Annotated in this window: 20 protein-coding genes and 2 pseudogenes; 12 read left to right on the top strand and 10 right to left on the bottom strand. The window is 60.0% G+C overall.

Annotated elements, in window-relative coordinates; all coding sequences use genetic code 11:
* The first annotated feature begins 6 nt into the window (after positions 1-6).
* The 4 genes and pseudogenes from NKL06_RS01725 to NKL06_RS01710 all read left to right on the top strand — a co-directional run bounded on the left by NKL06_RS01725 (position 7) and on the right by NKL06_RS01710 (position 3,455).
* Positions 7-1,182 (top strand): aldose 1-epimerase family protein, encoded by a 1,176-nt coding sequence (locus tag NKL06_RS01725; protein ID WP_023693352.1) that lies wholly within the window; start codon positions 7-9, stop codon positions 1,180-1,182.
* A 118-nt stretch (positions 1,183-1,300) separates the two neighbouring features.
* Positions 1,301-2,395, top strand: a complete 1,095-nt coding sequence (locus tag NKL06_RS01720; RefSeq protein ID WP_023685252.1) for a fatty acid desaturase family protein — start codon at positions 1,301-1,303, stop codon at positions 2,393-2,395.
* 27 nt (positions 2,396-2,422) lie between these two features.
* Positions 2,423-2,715, top strand: a pseudogene (locus NKL06_RS01715) (Rieske 2Fe-2S domain-containing protein).
* 572 nt (positions 2,716-3,287) lie between these two features.
* Positions 3,288-3,455: a hypothetical protein gene (locus tag NKL06_RS01710; protein WP_155927361.1), complete on the top strand. Its 168-nt coding sequence runs from the start codon at positions 3,288-3,290 to the stop codon at positions 3,453-3,455.
* Positions 3,456-3,708: 253 nt separating this feature from the next.
* On the opposite strand, the gene NKL06_RS01705 is transcribed toward NKL06_RS01710, so the two are convergent.
* The 8 genes from NKL06_RS01705 to NKL06_RS01670 all read right to left on the bottom strand — a co-directional run bounded on the left by NKL06_RS01705 (position 3,709) and on the right by NKL06_RS01670 (position 7,460).
* A complete protein-coding gene (locus NKL06_RS01705) occupies positions 3,709-3,882 on the bottom strand; it encodes a DUF3606 domain-containing protein (protein WP_023689424.1) in 174 nt (57 codons plus the stop codon).
* A gap of 317 nt (positions 3,883-4,199) precedes the next feature.
* A complete protein-coding gene (locus NKL06_RS01700; protein ID WP_023693353.1) occupies positions 4,200-4,406 on the bottom strand; it encodes a hypothetical protein in 207 nt (68 codons plus the stop codon).
* A gap of 203 nt (positions 4,407-4,609) precedes the next feature.
* The gene (locus NKL06_RS01695) at positions 4,610-4,978 is read right to left on the bottom strand and encodes a hypothetical protein (RefSeq protein WP_352580035.1); all 369 of its coding nucleotides are present in this window, start codon (positions 4,976-4,978) and stop codon (positions 4,610-4,612) included.
* A gap of 111 nt (positions 4,979-5,089) precedes the next feature.
* Positions 5,090-5,446 carry a hypothetical protein gene (locus NKL06_RS01690; RefSeq protein ID WP_023685250.1) on the bottom strand — a complete coding sequence of 119 codons (357 nt, stop codon included), beginning with the start codon at positions 5,444-5,446 and terminating at the stop codon, positions 5,090-5,092.
* Between the two features lie 75 nt (positions 5,447-5,521).
* Positions 5,522-6,154: a DUF4142 domain-containing protein gene (locus NKL06_RS01685; protein ID WP_023689422.1), complete on the bottom strand. Its 633-nt coding sequence runs from the start codon at positions 6,152-6,154 to the stop codon at positions 5,522-5,524.
* Positions 6,155-6,615: 461 nt separating this feature from the next.
* Positions 6,616-6,843, bottom strand: coding sequence for a KTSC domain-containing protein (locus tag NKL06_RS01680; protein ID WP_286456740.1), 228 nt, complete (start codon positions 6,841-6,843; stop codon positions 6,616-6,618).
* A gap of 43 nt (positions 6,844-6,886) precedes the next feature.
* The gene (locus NKL06_RS01675) at positions 6,887-7,081 is read right to left on the bottom strand and encodes a hypothetical protein (protein WP_156936064.1); all 195 of its coding nucleotides are present in this window, start codon (positions 7,079-7,081) and stop codon (positions 6,887-6,889) included.
* Positions 7,082-7,274: 193 nt separating this feature from the next.
* A complete protein-coding gene (locus NKL06_RS01670) occupies positions 7,275-7,460 on the bottom strand; it encodes a DUF3606 domain-containing protein (protein WP_023693356.1) in 186 nt (61 codons plus the stop codon).
* Positions 7,461-7,586: 126 nt separating this feature from the next.
* Between NKL06_RS01670 and NKL06_RS01665 the strand changes: the two genes are divergently transcribed.
* From NKL06_RS01665 to NKL06_RS01645, 5 genes are all read left to right on the top strand, one after another.
* Positions 7,587-8,465, top strand: coding sequence for an ATP-dependent DNA ligase (locus NKL06_RS01665; RefSeq protein WP_286456741.1), 879 nt, complete (start codon positions 7,587-7,589; stop codon positions 8,463-8,465).
* Positions 8,466-8,536: 71 nt separating this feature from the next.
* Positions 8,537-8,686 carry a hypothetical protein gene (locus NKL06_RS01660; RefSeq protein ID WP_023673151.1) on the top strand — a complete coding sequence of 50 codons (150 nt, stop codon included), beginning with the start codon at positions 8,537-8,539 and terminating at the stop codon, positions 8,684-8,686.
* A 23-nt stretch (positions 8,687-8,709) separates the two neighbouring features.
* Complete coding sequence (locus tag NKL06_RS01655; protein WP_023690430.1) at positions 8,710-8,931, top strand: DUF768 domain-containing protein; 222 nt, start codon at positions 8,710-8,712, stop codon at positions 8,929-8,931.
* The gene (locus tag NKL06_RS01650) at positions 8,928-9,158 is read left to right on the top strand and encodes a DUF768 domain-containing protein (protein WP_023690431.1); all 231 of its coding nucleotides are present in this window, start codon (positions 8,928-8,930) and stop codon (positions 9,156-9,158) included. Before NKL06_RS01655 ends, NKL06_RS01650 begins: the two co-directional genes overlap by 4 nt.
* 209 nt (positions 9,159-9,367) lie before the next feature.
* Positions 9,368-10,030 (top strand): outer membrane protein, encoded by a 663-nt coding sequence (locus tag NKL06_RS01645; RefSeq protein ID WP_023673148.1) that lies wholly within the window; start codon positions 9,368-9,370, stop codon positions 10,028-10,030.
* Between the two features lie 575 nt (positions 10,031-10,605).
* On the opposite strand, the gene NKL06_RS01640 is transcribed toward NKL06_RS01645, so the two are convergent.
* Together NKL06_RS01640 and NKL06_RS01635 are read right to left on the bottom strand one after the other, a co-directional pair.
* Positions 10,606-10,797, bottom strand: coding sequence for a hypothetical protein (locus tag NKL06_RS01640; protein WP_023673145.1), 192 nt, complete (start codon positions 10,795-10,797; stop codon positions 10,606-10,608).
* A 219-nt stretch (positions 10,798-11,016) separates the two neighbouring features.
* Positions 11,017-11,478 (bottom strand): Ros/MucR family transcriptional regulator, encoded by a 462-nt coding sequence (locus tag NKL06_RS01635; RefSeq protein ID WP_023673144.1) that lies wholly within the window; start codon positions 11,476-11,478, stop codon positions 11,017-11,019.
* 269 nt (positions 11,479-11,747) lie between these two features.
* Here NKL06_RS01635 and NKL06_RS01630 point away from each other — a divergent pair, with 269 nt between their 5' ends.
* From NKL06_RS01630 to ligD (NKL06_RS01620), 3 genes and pseudogenes are all read left to right on the top strand, one after another.
* Complete coding sequence (locus NKL06_RS01630; protein WP_023686036.1) at positions 11,748-12,497, top strand: Crp/Fnr family transcriptional regulator; 750 nt, start codon at positions 11,748-11,750, stop codon at positions 12,495-12,497.
* Between the two features lie 1,146 nt (positions 12,498-13,643).
* Positions 13,644-14,060: a non-homologous end-joining DNA ligase LigD gene (gene ligD / locus NKL06_RS01625; protein ID WP_352580034.1), complete on the top strand. Its 417-nt coding sequence runs from the start codon at positions 13,644-13,646 to the stop codon at positions 14,058-14,060.
* Positions 14,036-14,655, top strand: a pseudogene (gene ligD, locus NKL06_RS01620) (non-homologous end-joining DNA ligase LigD). Before ligD (NKL06_RS01625) ends, ligD (NKL06_RS01620) begins: the two are co-directional and overlap by 25 nt.
* Positions 14,656-14,675 lie beyond the last annotated feature (20 nt).

Below are 14,675 nucleotides of genomic sequence, written 5' to 3'. Positions count from 1 at the left end.
CGTCGCATGGTAGAGCTTTACGGCAAGACGCTGTCGCGAAGGCAGGTGGCCGAGCGGTCCGGCATGCTGTCGCAGTTTGCCGGTGTGCGGCTTATGACGCTCGGCGACGGCGTGGAGCGCGGCATCCGGATGCTCGAGTTCCGCACCGGCTCCGGCCTGCGCTTCACGGCGCTGGTCGACCGGGCGCTTGATATCGCCGATTGCGACTTCCGGGGCCAGGCGATCGGCTGGCATTCGCCGAGCGGCTTTCGGCACCCCGGACTGCACGAGCATGAAGGGGAGGACGGTTTCGCCTTTGGCCGGTCGTTCTCGGGGCTGCTCGTCACCTGCGGCCTCGATCATATACTGGGCCGGCAAGACGTGCCGGCCGAAAGCTACAATTATCCCGGGCGCAAGCGGGTATTGCACTCGCTGCATGGCCGCATCGGCACCGTGCCGGCGCGGCTGACCGGCTACGGCGAGGCCTGGGACGGCGACCGCTGCGTGCTGTGGGCGGAAGGCATCGTCCAGCAGGCAACCGTGTTCGGCGAGGATCTCCAGTTGCTGCGCCGCATCGAGGCCGATGTCGGCGGCACCGAGATCCGGCTGTCGGACCGCGTCGTCAATCATGGTTTCAGCCGCACGCCGCATATGTATTTCTATCACGTCAATGTCAGCCATCCCTTGCTCGACGAGGGTTCGCGCTACCTGGCGCCGATCCGGGATGTCGTCTGGGCGGCGCACGCCGGCGAACGCTACGAGGCGCAGAAAGTCGGCTACCGAACCGTGCCGGCGCCGCAGCTGGGGTTCAGCGAGCAGGTCTGGGAGCACGAGCTTGGCTCCGATGCGGCGGGCGAGGTGCCGGTGGCCGTCGTCAATGACCACCTGGGCCTCGGCTTCGAGGTCGTTACCCGCAAGGATCAGCTGCCCTGCACCTATCAGTGGCAGAACTTCCAGGCCGGCCTATATGCCTTGGGAATCGAACCTTCGACGCATCATGTTCTGGGCAATCTCGCCGCGCGCGAACGGGGCGAGATGATCTGGCTGGACCATGGCGAAAGCCGCTCCTATGACGCCGTGTTCCGGGTGCTCGACGGTGCCGGCCAGATCGCCCAAGCGGAAGCGAGGATAGGGTCGATCGCCCGGCAGCCGCAACAGGATTACCCTGCGCCGTCGGGCGCTTTTGCGAGACTGCAGGCGTGACCGGCTTGAAACGCACGATCGGTTGCCGCGGCGGGCGGGAAGTGCGCCGGAATACGGAAGCAGGCGCGGCCCGGCCGGCCCCAGGCGGCCCTTGCGGAGCGCAGGCGGGAAAGCGGAGATGACGATGACGGCAAGCAGGAAGCGCGACTACAGCCTGGTCGGTGAAAGCACCAAGCGCGCCATTGAGACCGGATTGGCTTCGGCCGAATGGTATCACACCGATGTCCCGCGCAAGGCGATCAAGGAGTTGATGCAACGCTCCGACGGGCCGGCGATCCGCGACACGATCATCTGGGTCGCCGCGATCCTGGTGTCGGCCGCCGGCATCGTATGGTTCTGGGCCACGTGGTGGGTGGTGCCGTTCCTGTTCGTCTATGGCGTGCTTTACGGCTCGTCCAGCGACTCGCGCTGGCACGAATGCGGCCACGGTACCGCGTTCCGGACGCGCTGGATGAACGATGTCGTCTACCAGATCTCAAGCTTCATGCTGATGCGCAACCCCGTGCAATGGCGCTGGAGCCATGCCCGCCATCACACCGATACCATCATCGTCGGCCGCGATGCCGAAATCGCCGTCATGCGCCCCCCAGATCTGCTGCGGGCGGCGCTCGCCTTCACCGGTATTCTCGATTTCCGCTATTCGCTGCCGGCGCTGGTGCGCCAGGCGTTCGGCAAGCTGTCCGATGAAGAGAAGAGCTATATCCCCGAGATGGAGCAGCACAAGGCGGTGATCGCTGCGCGCTGGCATGTCGCCATCTATGCGGCGACAGTCGGGCTGGCGCTGTTCACGTGGTCGCTGCTGCCGCTGGTGCTGATCGGCCTGCCGCGCCTCTATGGCAGCTGGCACATGGTGCTGACAGGGTTGCTGCAGCATATCGGCCTGGCCGACAACGTGGTCGACCATCGGCTGAACACCCGCACCGTCTACATGAACCCGGTCAGCCGCTTCATCTACTGGAACATGAATTATCACGTCGAACACCACATGTTCCCGATGGTGCCCTATCATGCGCTGCCGAGGCTGCACGAGCTGATCAAGCACGACCTGCCGGTAGCGAACCCGTCGATGTGGCATGCCTATCGCGAGGTCTGGCCGGTGCTGCTGAAGCAGCTGCGGTACGAGGATTTTTATCTCAAGCGCGAATTGCCGCCGACAGCCAGACCCTATCGCGGCGAATTTCACCAGGTGGATATGTCGGCGGCGGCTGAATAGCCATAGCGGATGGTGCGGGAGCCGGAGATGGCCGACTGGATTGAAGCGTGCGCGGTCGATGACATCGAGGAAGAGGATGTCATCTGCTTCGATCCTCGCGGTTTGCCGCTCGCCCGATGACGAGCTCTTCGCCACCGACGGATATTGGACCCATGAGAAGGCGCATCTAGCCGAAGGGCTGGTGATCGACGACGTCATCGAATGCCTTGAAGCACATTGGCCGCTCTGCGACCGGCCAGGTCAAGGGCGCGCCGGTCTGCGTCAAGCTCGCGATCTATCCGATGAGAATCGAGGCCGGCAAGGTGATGATCCAGATCTGACGCGTGGTAACCGGTCCAGCACCGCGTTTAGCAAACTCAGAGTGACGTTTTCCTGAGCCGAAAGAGACAGACCGTCGCCGACGGGCGCGCCATGGAGGGTAAGCGCCAGCTGACCATGCTGCGCGTGCTGGTCATGGACGTGGCCGAGGGCCGCCGACCGGGCTGAGGTCGATCGTCTCGATGCCGCCGGAGTTGTGCTGAACCCTAGATCGCGATGCGGCCCCCAGCCTGTTCACCGTGCCGGGCTAGAATTTCTTCGAGATCGGCACCGCCGACTGTTTTCTAAGTTGGGCTTTCCGGCTCCACAAGACGGGCACCGACGCCGTCATTGCAGCGCCGGCTATGCCACGGTCACCGTGCCCAGACATATGTGCTTGGCCCTTTGACCCTGATCGACGAGGTCCTGATTCACTGCTGCTTCTGCTGATCAGCTTTGAGGTGCTGATTGTGCGGTTTGATCTGGCAGCGTTGATACTGGGCGCTACCGCGATCGAAGCGGAAGGACAGCGCCTACCGCAGCGGCAAAACGACCGCCTGAACAAGATCAGTGTGAGGGAAGGAGATGGAATTTATTGGTGCGCAGCGAGCGCGGCAAAGCTGCGCAGGTGATCGTGGCTGGAAAGCGTCGCTACAAAGGCTGTGCGTTGTCAGTTTGGAAGCCGACACGCGTCCGGCAGACGACGGTGATCTCGCTGGCTGACTGCGGCGCGGGATTATTATTGAACGACGGCAGGAAGTAGGCTCGGTGCCACGCCGTGCGTCCAGGACTCGGGTTGGAGTGGATTATGGTTCGGGGTGACCATAGCCGATCTGCGCAGCCTCGAACCTCCAGCGCTTGCCGCATGTTGGGCAGGGGTACAATTTTCACTTTCACGCTCGACCTGCTCCGCGTGTGCGTCAGGATGATGCTACACTCAAATTCTCACCACGGCTCAAGGTTCTCCTCGGCAGCGAGGCTTCATGCCGTAAGCGAGCCGCCCCGGGAAACTGATTTCAATTCCTTCGCAGCCGCAACGAGGCGCGGTCATTCCCGGCGGCTTTGATGAGCTCCATCACCTGCTCAGGCGTGATGCCGTTCTGCTGGGCAAAATGGAAGAATTCGTTGCGTTCGTTGGACGAGACCCGGTTCCTGTCGCGAAAATCACGCTCGGTTTTGTTGTCCGTCATCATCTTCTCCTTTCAACCTCAATTCGCCGGCCCGAACCGCCCCCTTGGAGCAAAACCCGAGACCGCCCAACGCGGAGGCTGATCGAGCCTCGCTAGGGCTGCTGCGAGTAGACGAAAGCTCCAACTGGCGAAAGCTGGGGGAGCTTGTCCAACGCCGGGGTGGGCTCGGTGCACGCCGTGGCATCGCTTCGGCGACTTTAACCACCCGCCCAGAACACGGATGGGAGCAGCCTCGGAAAGATCCGCCCACCAGGCAATGAAGCTACGCGAACACCGAGTTCCTCGTCCTGTAGCATCAGCAGACGCTCGTGGATGTCTTACCCGGCATTCTCGCCGGAATGATCGAAGTGGATGGCGAGGCCAAAGGCGAGCGCTCGCTCGGCGATCATATTGACAAGATGGCTTTCGCCGATCGACAGCGCCGGAACGGCCTCTTTCAACACCTCGAGAGCGTGCCGTATCGACAAAAGACCCCGCCGCTTGCGGCTGCTCACATATTGATCGATCAGGGATTCCAGTGGCATCTGCCTGCCTCCGCTTCGGACAGGATCTCGTAGCGTGGCTGCGGAGCAACAGCATTCACATTGGTTAAGAGATGGCGGCGAACGCCATCATGCATGCCGCCAAAAACAGACGGCGGTGGGGCTGGCTGATTTACCCCGGGTTGGAGCGCTACCCTCGGGTAAGCATGGCGCGACCGTCGCGCCGGGTTCGGACATTTTCGGTGCTACTGCTCCGGTACCGCGGAGGTTTGTGGATGGTTGCGTGCCGCCTCGGCGATTTCCGGAATGAATTTCGTCGCGGTGCAGCTTCGGTTTACATTGGCGCGGGCGGTAAATACCTCTTGCCCGCAGACTTGCGAAGCGAGCGCGATCGGCACGTGCACCGCCAGTGGCAACTCGGTCTCAGCCACTCCCAGATGTCTTGCAACCTGTTGCTTCACCTCCGGCCGGCCGAGCGAGACGTCAACGCCGACATCATCCTTGCCGGTCGGCGACGATCCTTGCGCCGGCAGTCGACCCTGCTTGGCTGTTTGCGACGAGTCGCCGGATTGCTGCGCGGGCTGACTTGTCTGCGCAGATGCCTCGACGCCCAAAGTCAGCGAGGCCGCCAGTCCCAAAAAAGCCCGGAGCCCCAAAGACGCAACCCGAAGTCCGAATGTGCTCATTGTCATGTTCCTCACCGTGCGGGGTTCAACCTGGCGCGCTCAGAGTTCGGTGTTGCTTCGGCCTCTTTCGAAGACAGGGATGTCTTCCTCCTCCTCATCATTGTCACCGGTTGGTATGTCCTCGGCGTAGCTGCGGGTCAGTTCCTCGGTTTCGCTTAAGCCGTCGATCGTCTCATTGGCGCCTGCCCCTTCATCATGACGACCGGTAATTTCGCTGCGGGGCCTTGCGCCGATCGGCTGGTCGACATCGTCGGCTCCCCCGAAACCTGGCTCCGCGCCGTGCCTGTCTTCGTGGCCCACGGGGCTGTCCAACACGGCGGCATCCTCCGGGCGAATGGGTTCATCATTGGCGAAGTCACTTCGTCTCGAATGCGAGGTCTCGTTTTGCTTTGGCATGTCAGGTCTCCTGTTCGTTTGGCAAATTCGACGACGCTGGTGCTTGCACGCCGGACTACCTGAGCGACGCACCCTTTAGAGCCTGCATCGACGACCGCTTGAAGGTTGCAGCGTCCCTGGGGGCGGAGGCAGTGCCAGAGGGTTGGCGCAGACTCCACAGCGCCGCGAAGAACCAACGTCGTGGCCAGATCCACTCAGCCCTGAGAACCGCTCTTGCTCAGTTGCTGGGCATGTTTGAAATGCTGCCGGATGAGCCGGCGCGGTCTTTTTCGCATGGGCCGCCAAATGTTTTTCCTGACCGTTTTCCGCATAGGAGGTCATCAGCGTCAGGGCTTCCTGGTGCGCTGCAACCTGGGCGTCGACGTAGGCGTTATCGAACGCCCCTCTGCTGTCGTTGCTCAATGCTTCCAATTGGGCAGCATGCTTGCTTGTCATCTCCGGTGCCACTGCGACGTCGTCCTTCTTTGCCGCCGCAATGAGCCGCTTGGAAGAATTCGTGTGGTCCTTGATCATCATGCGAGCGAATTCCTTCACTCGTGATGTCTTCGATTTCCGCAGCGCCAACTCACTCGACTGGATCTCGAACATGTCTGAACTCGCAGCTGCTTTGACAAATTCCTGCGGGGACGTCGTCGCGGTCTGAGCCATTGCCCCCGGGCTGATGAGACCGATGGCGATCGCAGCCAAAAGCACTTTGACGAAATACATGTTGTGCTCCCAACACGGCCGAGCTGCCGTTGTTCCCCTTTTTGTGACAATAAATACCGGGCGGCAGGCGTAGACCCCGAATGGCTCCTGCTCAGCGCTTTGATCATAGATCCGGCCGTATTGCAGGACCGGTGACTGCGCGGAGCTCAGCGCGGTTCTCCGACAAGGCACTATGATCGCAGAGCAGCCGACCGACTTCGTAAGCCCAGTGGATGCGCAGGAGTGCGCTGTTTGCCGACCCGTCGCCGTGGGTCACGCGTCGTGGCAGACCTGTCCGACAGGCCCATGAAAACTTCTGCAAAGCTGCGATGATGATGGGCAAATAGGCCCAACACCTAGCTTAGTATAAAACGCGCCCGCTGGCCCGGCCGGCGGGCTCTTTCGTTTGCCCTCGGAACCTGGGTCAATTCGCACAGTTGCTCCCCTGGGGTGGCGCGGGCCGCCTCGAATCTGAGATTCTGTTAATCGCCCGAAGCGGGTGCTACCCTCCCTGCCGCGAGCCGGAATGCATAACGATTGCGGATGTGGCTGTTAAAATAGACGCCCTTGGCAAAGGCAGCTTTGAACGCGGCAAAGGCCTCAGCAGGTACGTCCAAAAACTCGTAATGCTTCCCGCTCGCTACAAACCAAACCGAGAGAACCCTGGTGCTGGGGTCATAGTCGAACTTGCGTATCGAGGTCGACGGCATGGTATGCCATTCAAAAACTCAGCCAGCCGAGTTGGATCGTCAGCTACAGGCTGAAACAGTATTCGAAGACGTGCCCGCGCTTCTCGTCGGCAACCCTGATCCAGATGGGCTCGGTGGTGCGCAGAGTGATGTCGCGCTCCGTCGCTTCCCGCGCCGCCCTGATCGGCGTTGTCGCGTGCACGATGTGGGTAGCCGTCACGGTATCGCCATCCATTTCCTCAACGTGGTATTTCGGCACTTGTGTTCCTAAGCGTCTAGTTCGAGAGGCTGATCGTGATCCGGATCGGCATGATAAGCGACCTGGCGAAAATCGCGCATATCGATCTGTTGCCCGCAAACAGGGCAAGGGAGGAAATGCGCGAGTTCGCTCGCGGGCGGGCCTTCATGTCGGTGCCCAGTTATTGGTCTGCCGAGATCCGATAGCCTGGTCATTATTTCCGCAGAGCCTTCGCTTCTCGCTCCAGCGTTTCGCGTTGGTTGCCGTGCTTCGCGATCAATTCCTTGACCTGCTGCGGGGTGATCCCGGCCTTGGCTGCGAAATACTCGACTTCATAATCCTCATCGGCCGAGACCTGGTCCCGATCGCGAAAGTCCCGCTTGCTCTTGTCGTCGGCCATATCGATTCCTCCTTCGCTCATCCCGCAACGCCGAGTTGACGTGTTTGTTGCACCCAAGAGGCTGATTTCCGGTTTCGGAACTATTTTAGCTCAATCTTATTGAATCGCCGGAGGGCGGATCAGTGCATGCGTTTGAAGTTCATCGAGCCGTTGATGCCGACCCTTGTGGAGAACCCTCCCGAGGGTGAAGGCTGGACCCACGAGGTCAAGTTCGACGGCTACCGATCGCAGATGATCATCGATGAAGACGGCACACGCATTTATACGCGCAACGGCCACGACTGGACTGCGAAATATCGCGACCTGGTGAGAGAGGCCAAGCGCCTTGGTGCCGAAAGCGCGATTGTCGACGGTGAGATCATCGTCTTGAACGAAGCTGGCCTTTCGGACTTCGGCGATCTGCGCAAAGCGATCACCCGCCGACAGCAAGACCTCTATTTCGTCGCCTTCGATCTATTGCACCTCAATGGGCACGATCTGCGCGACATGGCGCTTGAGGTGCGGCGCGAGATCCTGGCCAGCATGATCAAGCCCGGGCGGCGTATTCAGTTCAGCGAGCCTCTGCCCGGCGAAGCCAAGGCGATCCTTCACTTGCTCGACCAAGCCGGACTTGAAGGCATGGTGTCGAAGCGGAAGGACAGCAAATACCGCAGCGGTCCGTCAGCCAACTGGCTGAAGGCCAAGTGCTATGCGATCGACGAGTTCGATCTGCTCGGCGTCGAGCGTGAAGCGGGCAAGCCGGCTTTCGCTCTCATGGCCGAGCGGGGCACAGGGCGCTATGTCGGCAGCGCGTTCGTCACCTTGAACCGGGAAATGCGCGAGAGGCTATGGAAACGCGTCCAAGAGCACCCAGGCACGGCGCCCAAGGGCGTCATGAAGCGGCCTGCGACGCAATGGGTCAAGCCGGGGCTGATCGGCCGCGTAAAGCACCTGCGCGGCGAGGATGACCTGCGCCACGCCTCACTGCAGGACTTCCGAGAGGATGACACAGATGGCCGTGGCTAGGAAAGATCAGGAGCGCGCCACCTACGCCTGGATGTACGCCCAAGCGAGCAAGGATGGCAAGGAGACGTGCGGTGCCAGCCTACTGGGGAGAGCATGCCGACGCGTGGCTGCAGGGCTTTGACGGTGAGCCGGTGGCCGCCTTCGGCAAGACCAAGACTGTCAACGACGAAATGGAAGCCGAGGTCGACGAAGCTGCCGTCGAGCGCCCTGCTGGAACCTAAGCGCTGGATCGAGCTTAGGCTTCATGAGCACACGCGGCGTCAACTTTCTCGATCGCTGGATCGGCAACAATTTCCCCGAAACGGCTAAAACCGACGCCGTTTCGGTAAGTGAGTACATACACAAATTGTATGCCGACGCTAAAGCCTTGACGATCGAGCGCGAAGAGATCGACGAAGAGGTTGATATCCTATATCGGACGCTGGTCGATGCCGTCGTGCACTTTGCCCCAGGTGTTTCCGAATGAGCAAGCCGGCCGTCCTATTTTTGAACCAATGGATAAAAAAACACGATCTATCCGACGCCGGTGCGCCGAAAGAGCGAGCGGAGATCGAGCAGCTCGCAAAGCGCCTAATCGCCGACGCAGAGGCTGAGGGGATTGCGGAAAGCGAGCTGACCGAGGCGTTCGACGACAAGGAGGTCGACAGCCTTTATCGTACCCTCCTCGATGTTAAATTTGGGATACCGGAATGAGTGTTCCCGGCCTGAAGGTTCCGGACAGTTTGGGTGGCCGAGCAGTTGCCCACTGTGGCGAGGGGCGATCCGATCGCCACCAGCGAGTTGGCATAAGGTTCTCATGTAAGTGCGGGCGGCCGATTTGAATTCGGCCAACTGTGGCAGAAAAACAACTGCATCAATCGGCGCGCTCTGCTACCAAAAAGGTTAGTTACAGGAGATCACCTATGAAGAAGCTGCTTCTTGGTCTGTCGTTGTCTCTGCTGGCTTCGTCGGCGTATGCTGCCGATGCCATCGTTGCAGAAGCCGCGCCGGTCTTTAGCTGGACGGGTGGGTATGTCGGCCTACAGGCAGGCTATGCTTGGGGGAATGGCAACATAGACGAAATCGGTGGGCCGGGCTTTGTCGACACAGATCCCGACGGGTTCCTTGGTGGCGTCTACGCCGGTTACAACTATCAGATGTCCAATAACATTGTGATTGGCGCGGAGCTGGACGTCGTATATGCGAATGTTGATGGCAGCGGCCAAGTCTTCAGCGCTCCTGGTATCCCGATCCCGGGCGGCATCGCCACCGAAGAACTCAACTGGAGTGCGGCGGCAAGACTGCGCCTAGGATATGCCGTTGATCGCTTTCTTCCTTATATTGCGGGTGGCGTTGCGTTTGGCGATGTCGACATAAGTAATAATGGAGGCGGACCTTCGTTCGGAGATACATTCACAGGATGGACGATAGGCGTGGGCTTGGATTATGCCATGACCGACAATCTGCTGCTGCGAGGCGAGTATCGCTATACCGACTTCGGTACAGAATCCTTTGGTGGTCTGGTCAATGCCGACGTTGATCTGAAGACCAACGAGGTTCGCTTCGGCATCGCCTACAAGTTCTAATCCCTGATGTCATAATAGCCTGTCGCTCACCGCGACGGGCTTTTTTGTGCAAGAACCGTTTGCGGCGATCCCCTCAACGGAGTTCGCTACCATGGTCAAGACGAAAACCCCTCACAACACGTTTCGCAGGAACAGCTCGCCCGCTTCAAGATCGAGGCGGAACGGCTGCACAAGGCAATCGTCGGCCCGATTGTCGCCGATCTGCGACAATCACCAGGCCGTGCAGGATCCGCATGAAGTGCTGCTCAAGAACGTGAACAATCACCGACAGGGATGCGCTATCCGATGGCCTCTTACAGGTCCGGCGTCGCTGCCTAGTGCTGGATAAGTGGAGTCCCGAGACCGGGGAAGGGCAGCACGTTGCCGCCCGTCCCCCGCCGGCGGCGCAGTTCAACCTCTCGATAGACGAGGATGCCCATCACCATTTCCGCGCTGGCGATTTCCGATCTCGATGGCAACGACTTGAGCTATTGGTGCAGTTGTCGCGTTTCCATGGTCGCAATGTGGCCGGCGATGGCTTCGATGCTATCGCCCAAATTCGCCAGTAACCCTGCGGACCTCTGCATAGGCTTGCTCTACAGCCGCGAAAACGTGTTGAGATGCAGACGCGACCTTTGGCCTTCTGCAAAGGCCACGGCATAGGATTCGAGCTTGAATGATCGGGTGAGTTCCTGGTCTTCCTCGATCACGCGGACAAACCACTCGCCACAGGGTTTGCCAACTTCGACACAAGGGCGTGCTTTGCGAATTGGAATTATGTCAGCCATGGCGTTGCCTCCCAGCAATCAGGCCAAGCGGAGATTAACGTCGTAAGCGGCCTACAACAAGAAAAGATTGGGCAGCAATACGAAGCTGAGGTGTGGGCCACAAATGGCCGGCGCCATGGGTTGGGGAACCTGGGTGGGCACCGGCCAAGAGCGGACAGGTCCGCCGCGATGCATACATCGCCGATTGGTGCCGCGGTGGTAATGGTGTGATCGCGGAAGCTACGCTTTAGCCTTAGCCGTCGGCCTTGCCTTGCCCGTTGCAGTTGCCGTGGGCTGCGGTGCCTTCCTACCCAGACCGATCGACTTCGCCATGGCAGACCGTGAGGCCGCATAGTTGGGAGCGACCATCGGATAAGTGGATGGCAAGTTCCACTTCGTTCGATACGCGTCAGGAGTGAGACCGAAATCCACGCGCAGATGTCGCCGAAGGGTTTTGAACCGCTTACCATCTTCAAGACAGATGATGTAATCGGGAAATACTGACCTTTTTGGATTTACCGCAGGCACTGGTTCTTCGGTCGCGGCAGCCACGCGATGGCCAATCCCAGACAGCGACCCGTGCACTGAGGCTATCAGGTCCGCCAAGCCCGCGACCGGCACGGGATTGTTGCTGACGTACGCGGATACCACATCCGCCGTGAGTTCTACCAGTTCAGCGGCGTGGTCGGGGGCGTCGGTCATGGTGTGAGTCCTCGAATTTGAGAACGATCTATTATAGCTGCTGCCGCAGCTGCGCAACTCGAGGCCCGATGATGGGCCGCTTCCCTCGTAAGCACCAATCCTGTTGAGCCTGTGTTTGCCGATGGGGAAAGGACCATCGGAAGCAGTGCCAGACTTATCACAGGTTAAGTCGGTCCGGTGTTTATGATATAAGGTCGGGCATCATTCGCGTTCTGCTGGCCGCGGGTGACTGAGAGACCATAGCGCTCCCGCCCAAACGGAGAGCCGACATGCTTTATCAAAGCCCCTTAACCGCCAAGTTCCATCGTGCCTTCACCCTCACGTCAGGTGAGCGTCAAGCTCTCGACGCGGTAAGAATAAGGATCGTTGCGATTGGCGCAAACCAGAACTTGGTCCGGGAAGGCGACCAGCCGTCCCGGTGCATAATGGTCCTGGCTGGCTTAGCCAGCACCTCGAAGGTAACAGGAGACGGGAAGCGTCAGGTCACTGCTTATCATGTGCCTGGCGACATGCCCGATCTGTTGAGCCTGCACCTCGATCTGTTGGATAGCGACGTTCGAACGGTGAGCGCTTGCAGTGTTGGCTTCATAGATCACTCGGCTATCCGGCTGCTCTGCGAACGCCACCCCAGGCTGGCGGCAAATCTTTGGCGAACGACACTGGTTGATGCATCGATTTTTCGCGAATGGGTGGTCAATGTCGGGAAGCGCCAAGCGCTTGGCCGAGTGGCCCACCTTCTCTGTGAAATCATGCTACGTATGGAAGATGCCGGACTTGCGTCCGATCAAACCTGCGCTTTTGGTGTGACTCAAGCTGACCTTGGCGAGGCGACAGGGCTGTCGGCAGTCCACATCAACCGCACGCTCAAGTCTCTTCGGGAGAAGCACCTTACATCACTTGTGAATGGCCAATTGACCATCCATGATTGGGAAGGACTGGCCTTTCTTGCTGAGTTCCGGCACGATTACCTGCACTCAGCAAGGAACAATAAAACGGCCGAGTTCATGTCAATGCACTGATTGCTCCAGGGAAAAATCGCCAGAAATGCGGATTGGCTCCAAGGGTAGCCGGACCACTTGTTGGCCTTCGCTGGCCATCAGCGGTGCGATCGCCCCCCAACATGGTCAATGCTTTGATGGCGCGTCGAAGCGTTAGCGCAAGGGGTTCACTTGCGCGCAGAGTGCATTCGGATGCTTACCGGCCCACATGGGCGTTGACTGTCCGTATGGCCGTCTGCGTAGCACCATCCATCCCCTCAACGTGATACTTCGGCACTACAGGGTTTCCACCTCTCTTCATGGCTTTCGATTGGCCGCGCGATCGACCAATTTGTGGGCTCAGCCGCATCAATTCGAGCCCCGCTATTGGCTAGCGACTGTGGAAGAGGTTCCTGGGGCACACCATGCCGGCGCCCAAGGGAATAAATCTCGGCGACGCAATGGGTCAAGCCCGGGGCTCATGCGTCGCTGCAGATTTCGGGAGGACGGCGGATATTCGCTTTTCTCCGACCGAAAGCGTGCCAAGGGACGTCGCCAGCTAAACAGCAACCGGCGTTGACGCTTGAGAGCGCCTGGCAGCGTTCACGGTGGCCTGTATGGGCGCTCGACATTTCGCGAGTGGCATGTGTTGCGAGCTTGTTGCAGATCATGTTCGCACCATGCAACGGCAAAACGCCTCATCGAGCGCAATGGAAAAGCCGCATTCTCAGTTCGGTCGAGCGAGCGCTTTCTGCACGAGTTGTGACAGGGGAGGGCCTGTCAGGCTTGGAATTCACAAGCTGCAACGCAATTGAGGAAGAAGCCGAAAGGGTGCAAGACCAGATCGATTTCTTGCAGCCAAACTCGGCTCTGGTGTGGTTCAATCCTGTTTGCATCATCGCGGATCAGCGGTCGGACTGTCGAGAACTGAACTGCGCGATCTCAGCCGGTGGGCTTCGAACCAAAACATGCGGACCACCGCGGACGGGGACAGTCGGTCCCGCGTCCCGTCCTGGGGCCGGCGCTATGCTGACGCTCCTACGGCTGTCCTGTTCACCGCCCGCGGCGGGGGGCGAATTTCCTCCGTCCTGCGCGTGACAATTGTCCGCTGTTGCGGCCGCGCGCAGGACTGCGGCTTATGCGCCGTTCTTCCTTGAGCGCCGACGGTCGCCGGCGCGGTGCTTGGGCATGGAACCGAATCCCAGGCAGCGTATTGACATGTATCCGAGTTCCTCATGTCCGAGTAGACGGCACTCTCAACAAAAGGCGCAAACGGCCCAGAGACTCGGCCAATCTCGATCCGGCAACGAGATCGCCGCTGCTGTCGGCGTCAAGCTGACGCATCCGGACAAGGTCATGTATCCAGGCACCAAGGTGACCAAATCCACGCTCGCCGCCTACTACGCAGTGGTCGCCGAGAAGATGCTGCCGCACATTCAGGATCGGCCGCTGTCGCTGGTGCGCGATACTCACGGCGACCTGCAGCAGACCTTCTTTCAGAAGCACAACCTGCCAGGCGTGCCCAGGGCCATCCATCATGGCCACTTGGAGAAGGTGTCCGGTAAGGAAAGCCGCATCTCGTGGTCGATGACTTGGCTGGGCTGATCGCGGGCGTCCAGACGAACGTGCTCGAATTCCACATCTGGGGAAGCCGTCGCCAGCAGCCGGATCTGCCGCACCGCATGATCTTCGACATCGACCCCGACAGGGCTTGGGCTTTGCTGCCGTCAAGCAGGCAGCCCTCGACATTCGGAGCATTCTGGAAGCGCTTGGATTGCAGTCGTGGCCGTTGCTGTCCGGCGGCAAGGGCGTTCATGTGGTCGTCCTGCTCCTCCCGGAGGCAGACTGGGACGAGGTCAAGAGCTTCTGCCAGGACTTCGCCGAACTGCTGGCCCGTACAGATCCGTCGCGCTTCGTCGCCAATATGAGCAAGGCGAAGCGCAAGGGCCGAATGTTTCTCGATTACCTGCGCAACGGCCAGGGCTCCACTGCAATCTGCCCCTGGTCGACTCGGGCACGCGCGGGGGCGTCGTGCGCGGTGCCTGTCAGCTGGGATGAGTTGCCCACCTGCGAAAAACGCCAACGGCTTCGATGTCTTCGCCGCCGCCGCGCGGCTCAGGTGCGCGAAGCCTGGGAAGGTTATTTCGACGTCGCACAAACGCTTACCGACCGCATTCGGCACGCAGTCCGGCAGCAATAACCATAGGTCAGCGACACTAC

The sequence above is a fragment of the Mesorhizobium sp. C268A genome, assembly GCF_040324475.1.
In the GTDB taxonomy this organism is placed as follows: Bacteria; Pseudomonadota; Alphaproteobacteria; order Rhizobiales; family Rhizobiaceae; genus Mesorhizobium.
The sequence above is the reverse complement of the archived record's forward strand: the minus strand, read 5'-3'. Positions and strand labels throughout refer to the sequence as shown.

What these genes read in the sequence shown, in the direction of transcription:
- NKL06_RS01640 (WP_023673145.1), bottom strand. Translation starts at nt 10,797, where the DNA reads ATGGCTGACATAATTCCAATTCGCAAAGCACGCCCTTGTGTCGAAGTT.
- NKL06_RS01705 (WP_023689424.1), bottom strand. Translation starts at nt 3,882, where the DNA reads ATGACGGACAACAAAACCGAGCGTGATTTTCGCGACAGGAACCGGGTC.
- NKL06_RS01655 (WP_023690430.1), top strand. Translation starts at nt 8,710, where the DNA reads ATGAGCACACGCGGCGTCAACTTTCTCGATCGCTGGATCGGCAACAAT.
- NKL06_RS01645 (WP_023673148.1), top strand. Translation starts at nt 9,368, where the DNA reads ATGAAGAAGCTGCTTCTTGGTCTGTCGTTGTCTCTGCTGGCTTCGTCG.
- NKL06_RS01630 (WP_023686036.1), top strand. Translation starts at nt 11,748, where the DNA reads ATGCTTTATCAAAGCCCCTTAACCGCCAAGTTCCATCGTGCCTTCACC.
- NKL06_RS01690 (WP_023685250.1), bottom strand. Translation starts at nt 5,446, where the DNA reads ATGCCAAAGCAAAACGAGACCTCGCATTCGAGACGAAGTGACTTCGCC.
- NKL06_RS01720 (WP_023685252.1), top strand. Translation starts at nt 1,301, where the DNA reads ATGACGATGACGGCAAGCAGGAAGCGCGACTACAGCCTGGTCGGTGAA.
- NKL06_RS01685 (WP_023689422.1), bottom strand. Translation starts at nt 6,154, where the DNA reads ATGTATTTCGTCAAAGTGCTTTTGGCTGCGATCGCCATCGGTCTCATC.
- NKL06_RS01700 (WP_023693353.1), bottom strand. Translation starts at nt 4,406, where the DNA reads ATGCCACTGGAATCCCTGATCGATCAATATGTGAGCAGCCGCAAGCGG.
- NKL06_RS01650 (WP_023690431.1), top strand. Translation starts at nt 8,928, where the DNA reads ATGAGCAAGCCGGCCGTCCTATTTTTGAACCAATGGATAAAAAAACAC.
- ligD (WP_352580034.1), top strand. Translation starts at nt 13,644, where the DNA reads ATGGAACCGAATCCCAGGCAGCGTATTGACATGTATCCGAGTTCCTCA.
- NKL06_RS01680 (WP_286456740.1), bottom strand. Translation starts at nt 6,843, where the DNA reads ATGCCGTCGACCTCGATACGCAAGTTCGACTATGACCCCAGCACCAGG.
- NKL06_RS01635 (WP_023673144.1), bottom strand. Translation starts at nt 11,478, where the DNA reads ATGACCGACGCCCCCGACCACGCCGCTGAACTGGTAGAACTCACGGCG.
- NKL06_RS01670 (WP_023693356.1), bottom strand. Translation starts at nt 7,460, where the DNA reads ATGGCCGACGACAAGAGCAAGCGGGACTTTCGCGATCGGGACCAGGTC.
- NKL06_RS01725 (WP_023693352.1), top strand. Translation starts at nt 7, where the DNA reads ATGGTAGAGCTTTACGGCAAGACGCTGTCGCGAAGGCAGGTGGCCGAG.
- NKL06_RS01665 (WP_286456741.1), top strand. Translation starts at nt 7,587, where the DNA reads ATGCGTTTGAAGTTCATCGAGCCGTTGATGCCGACCCTTGTGGAGAAC.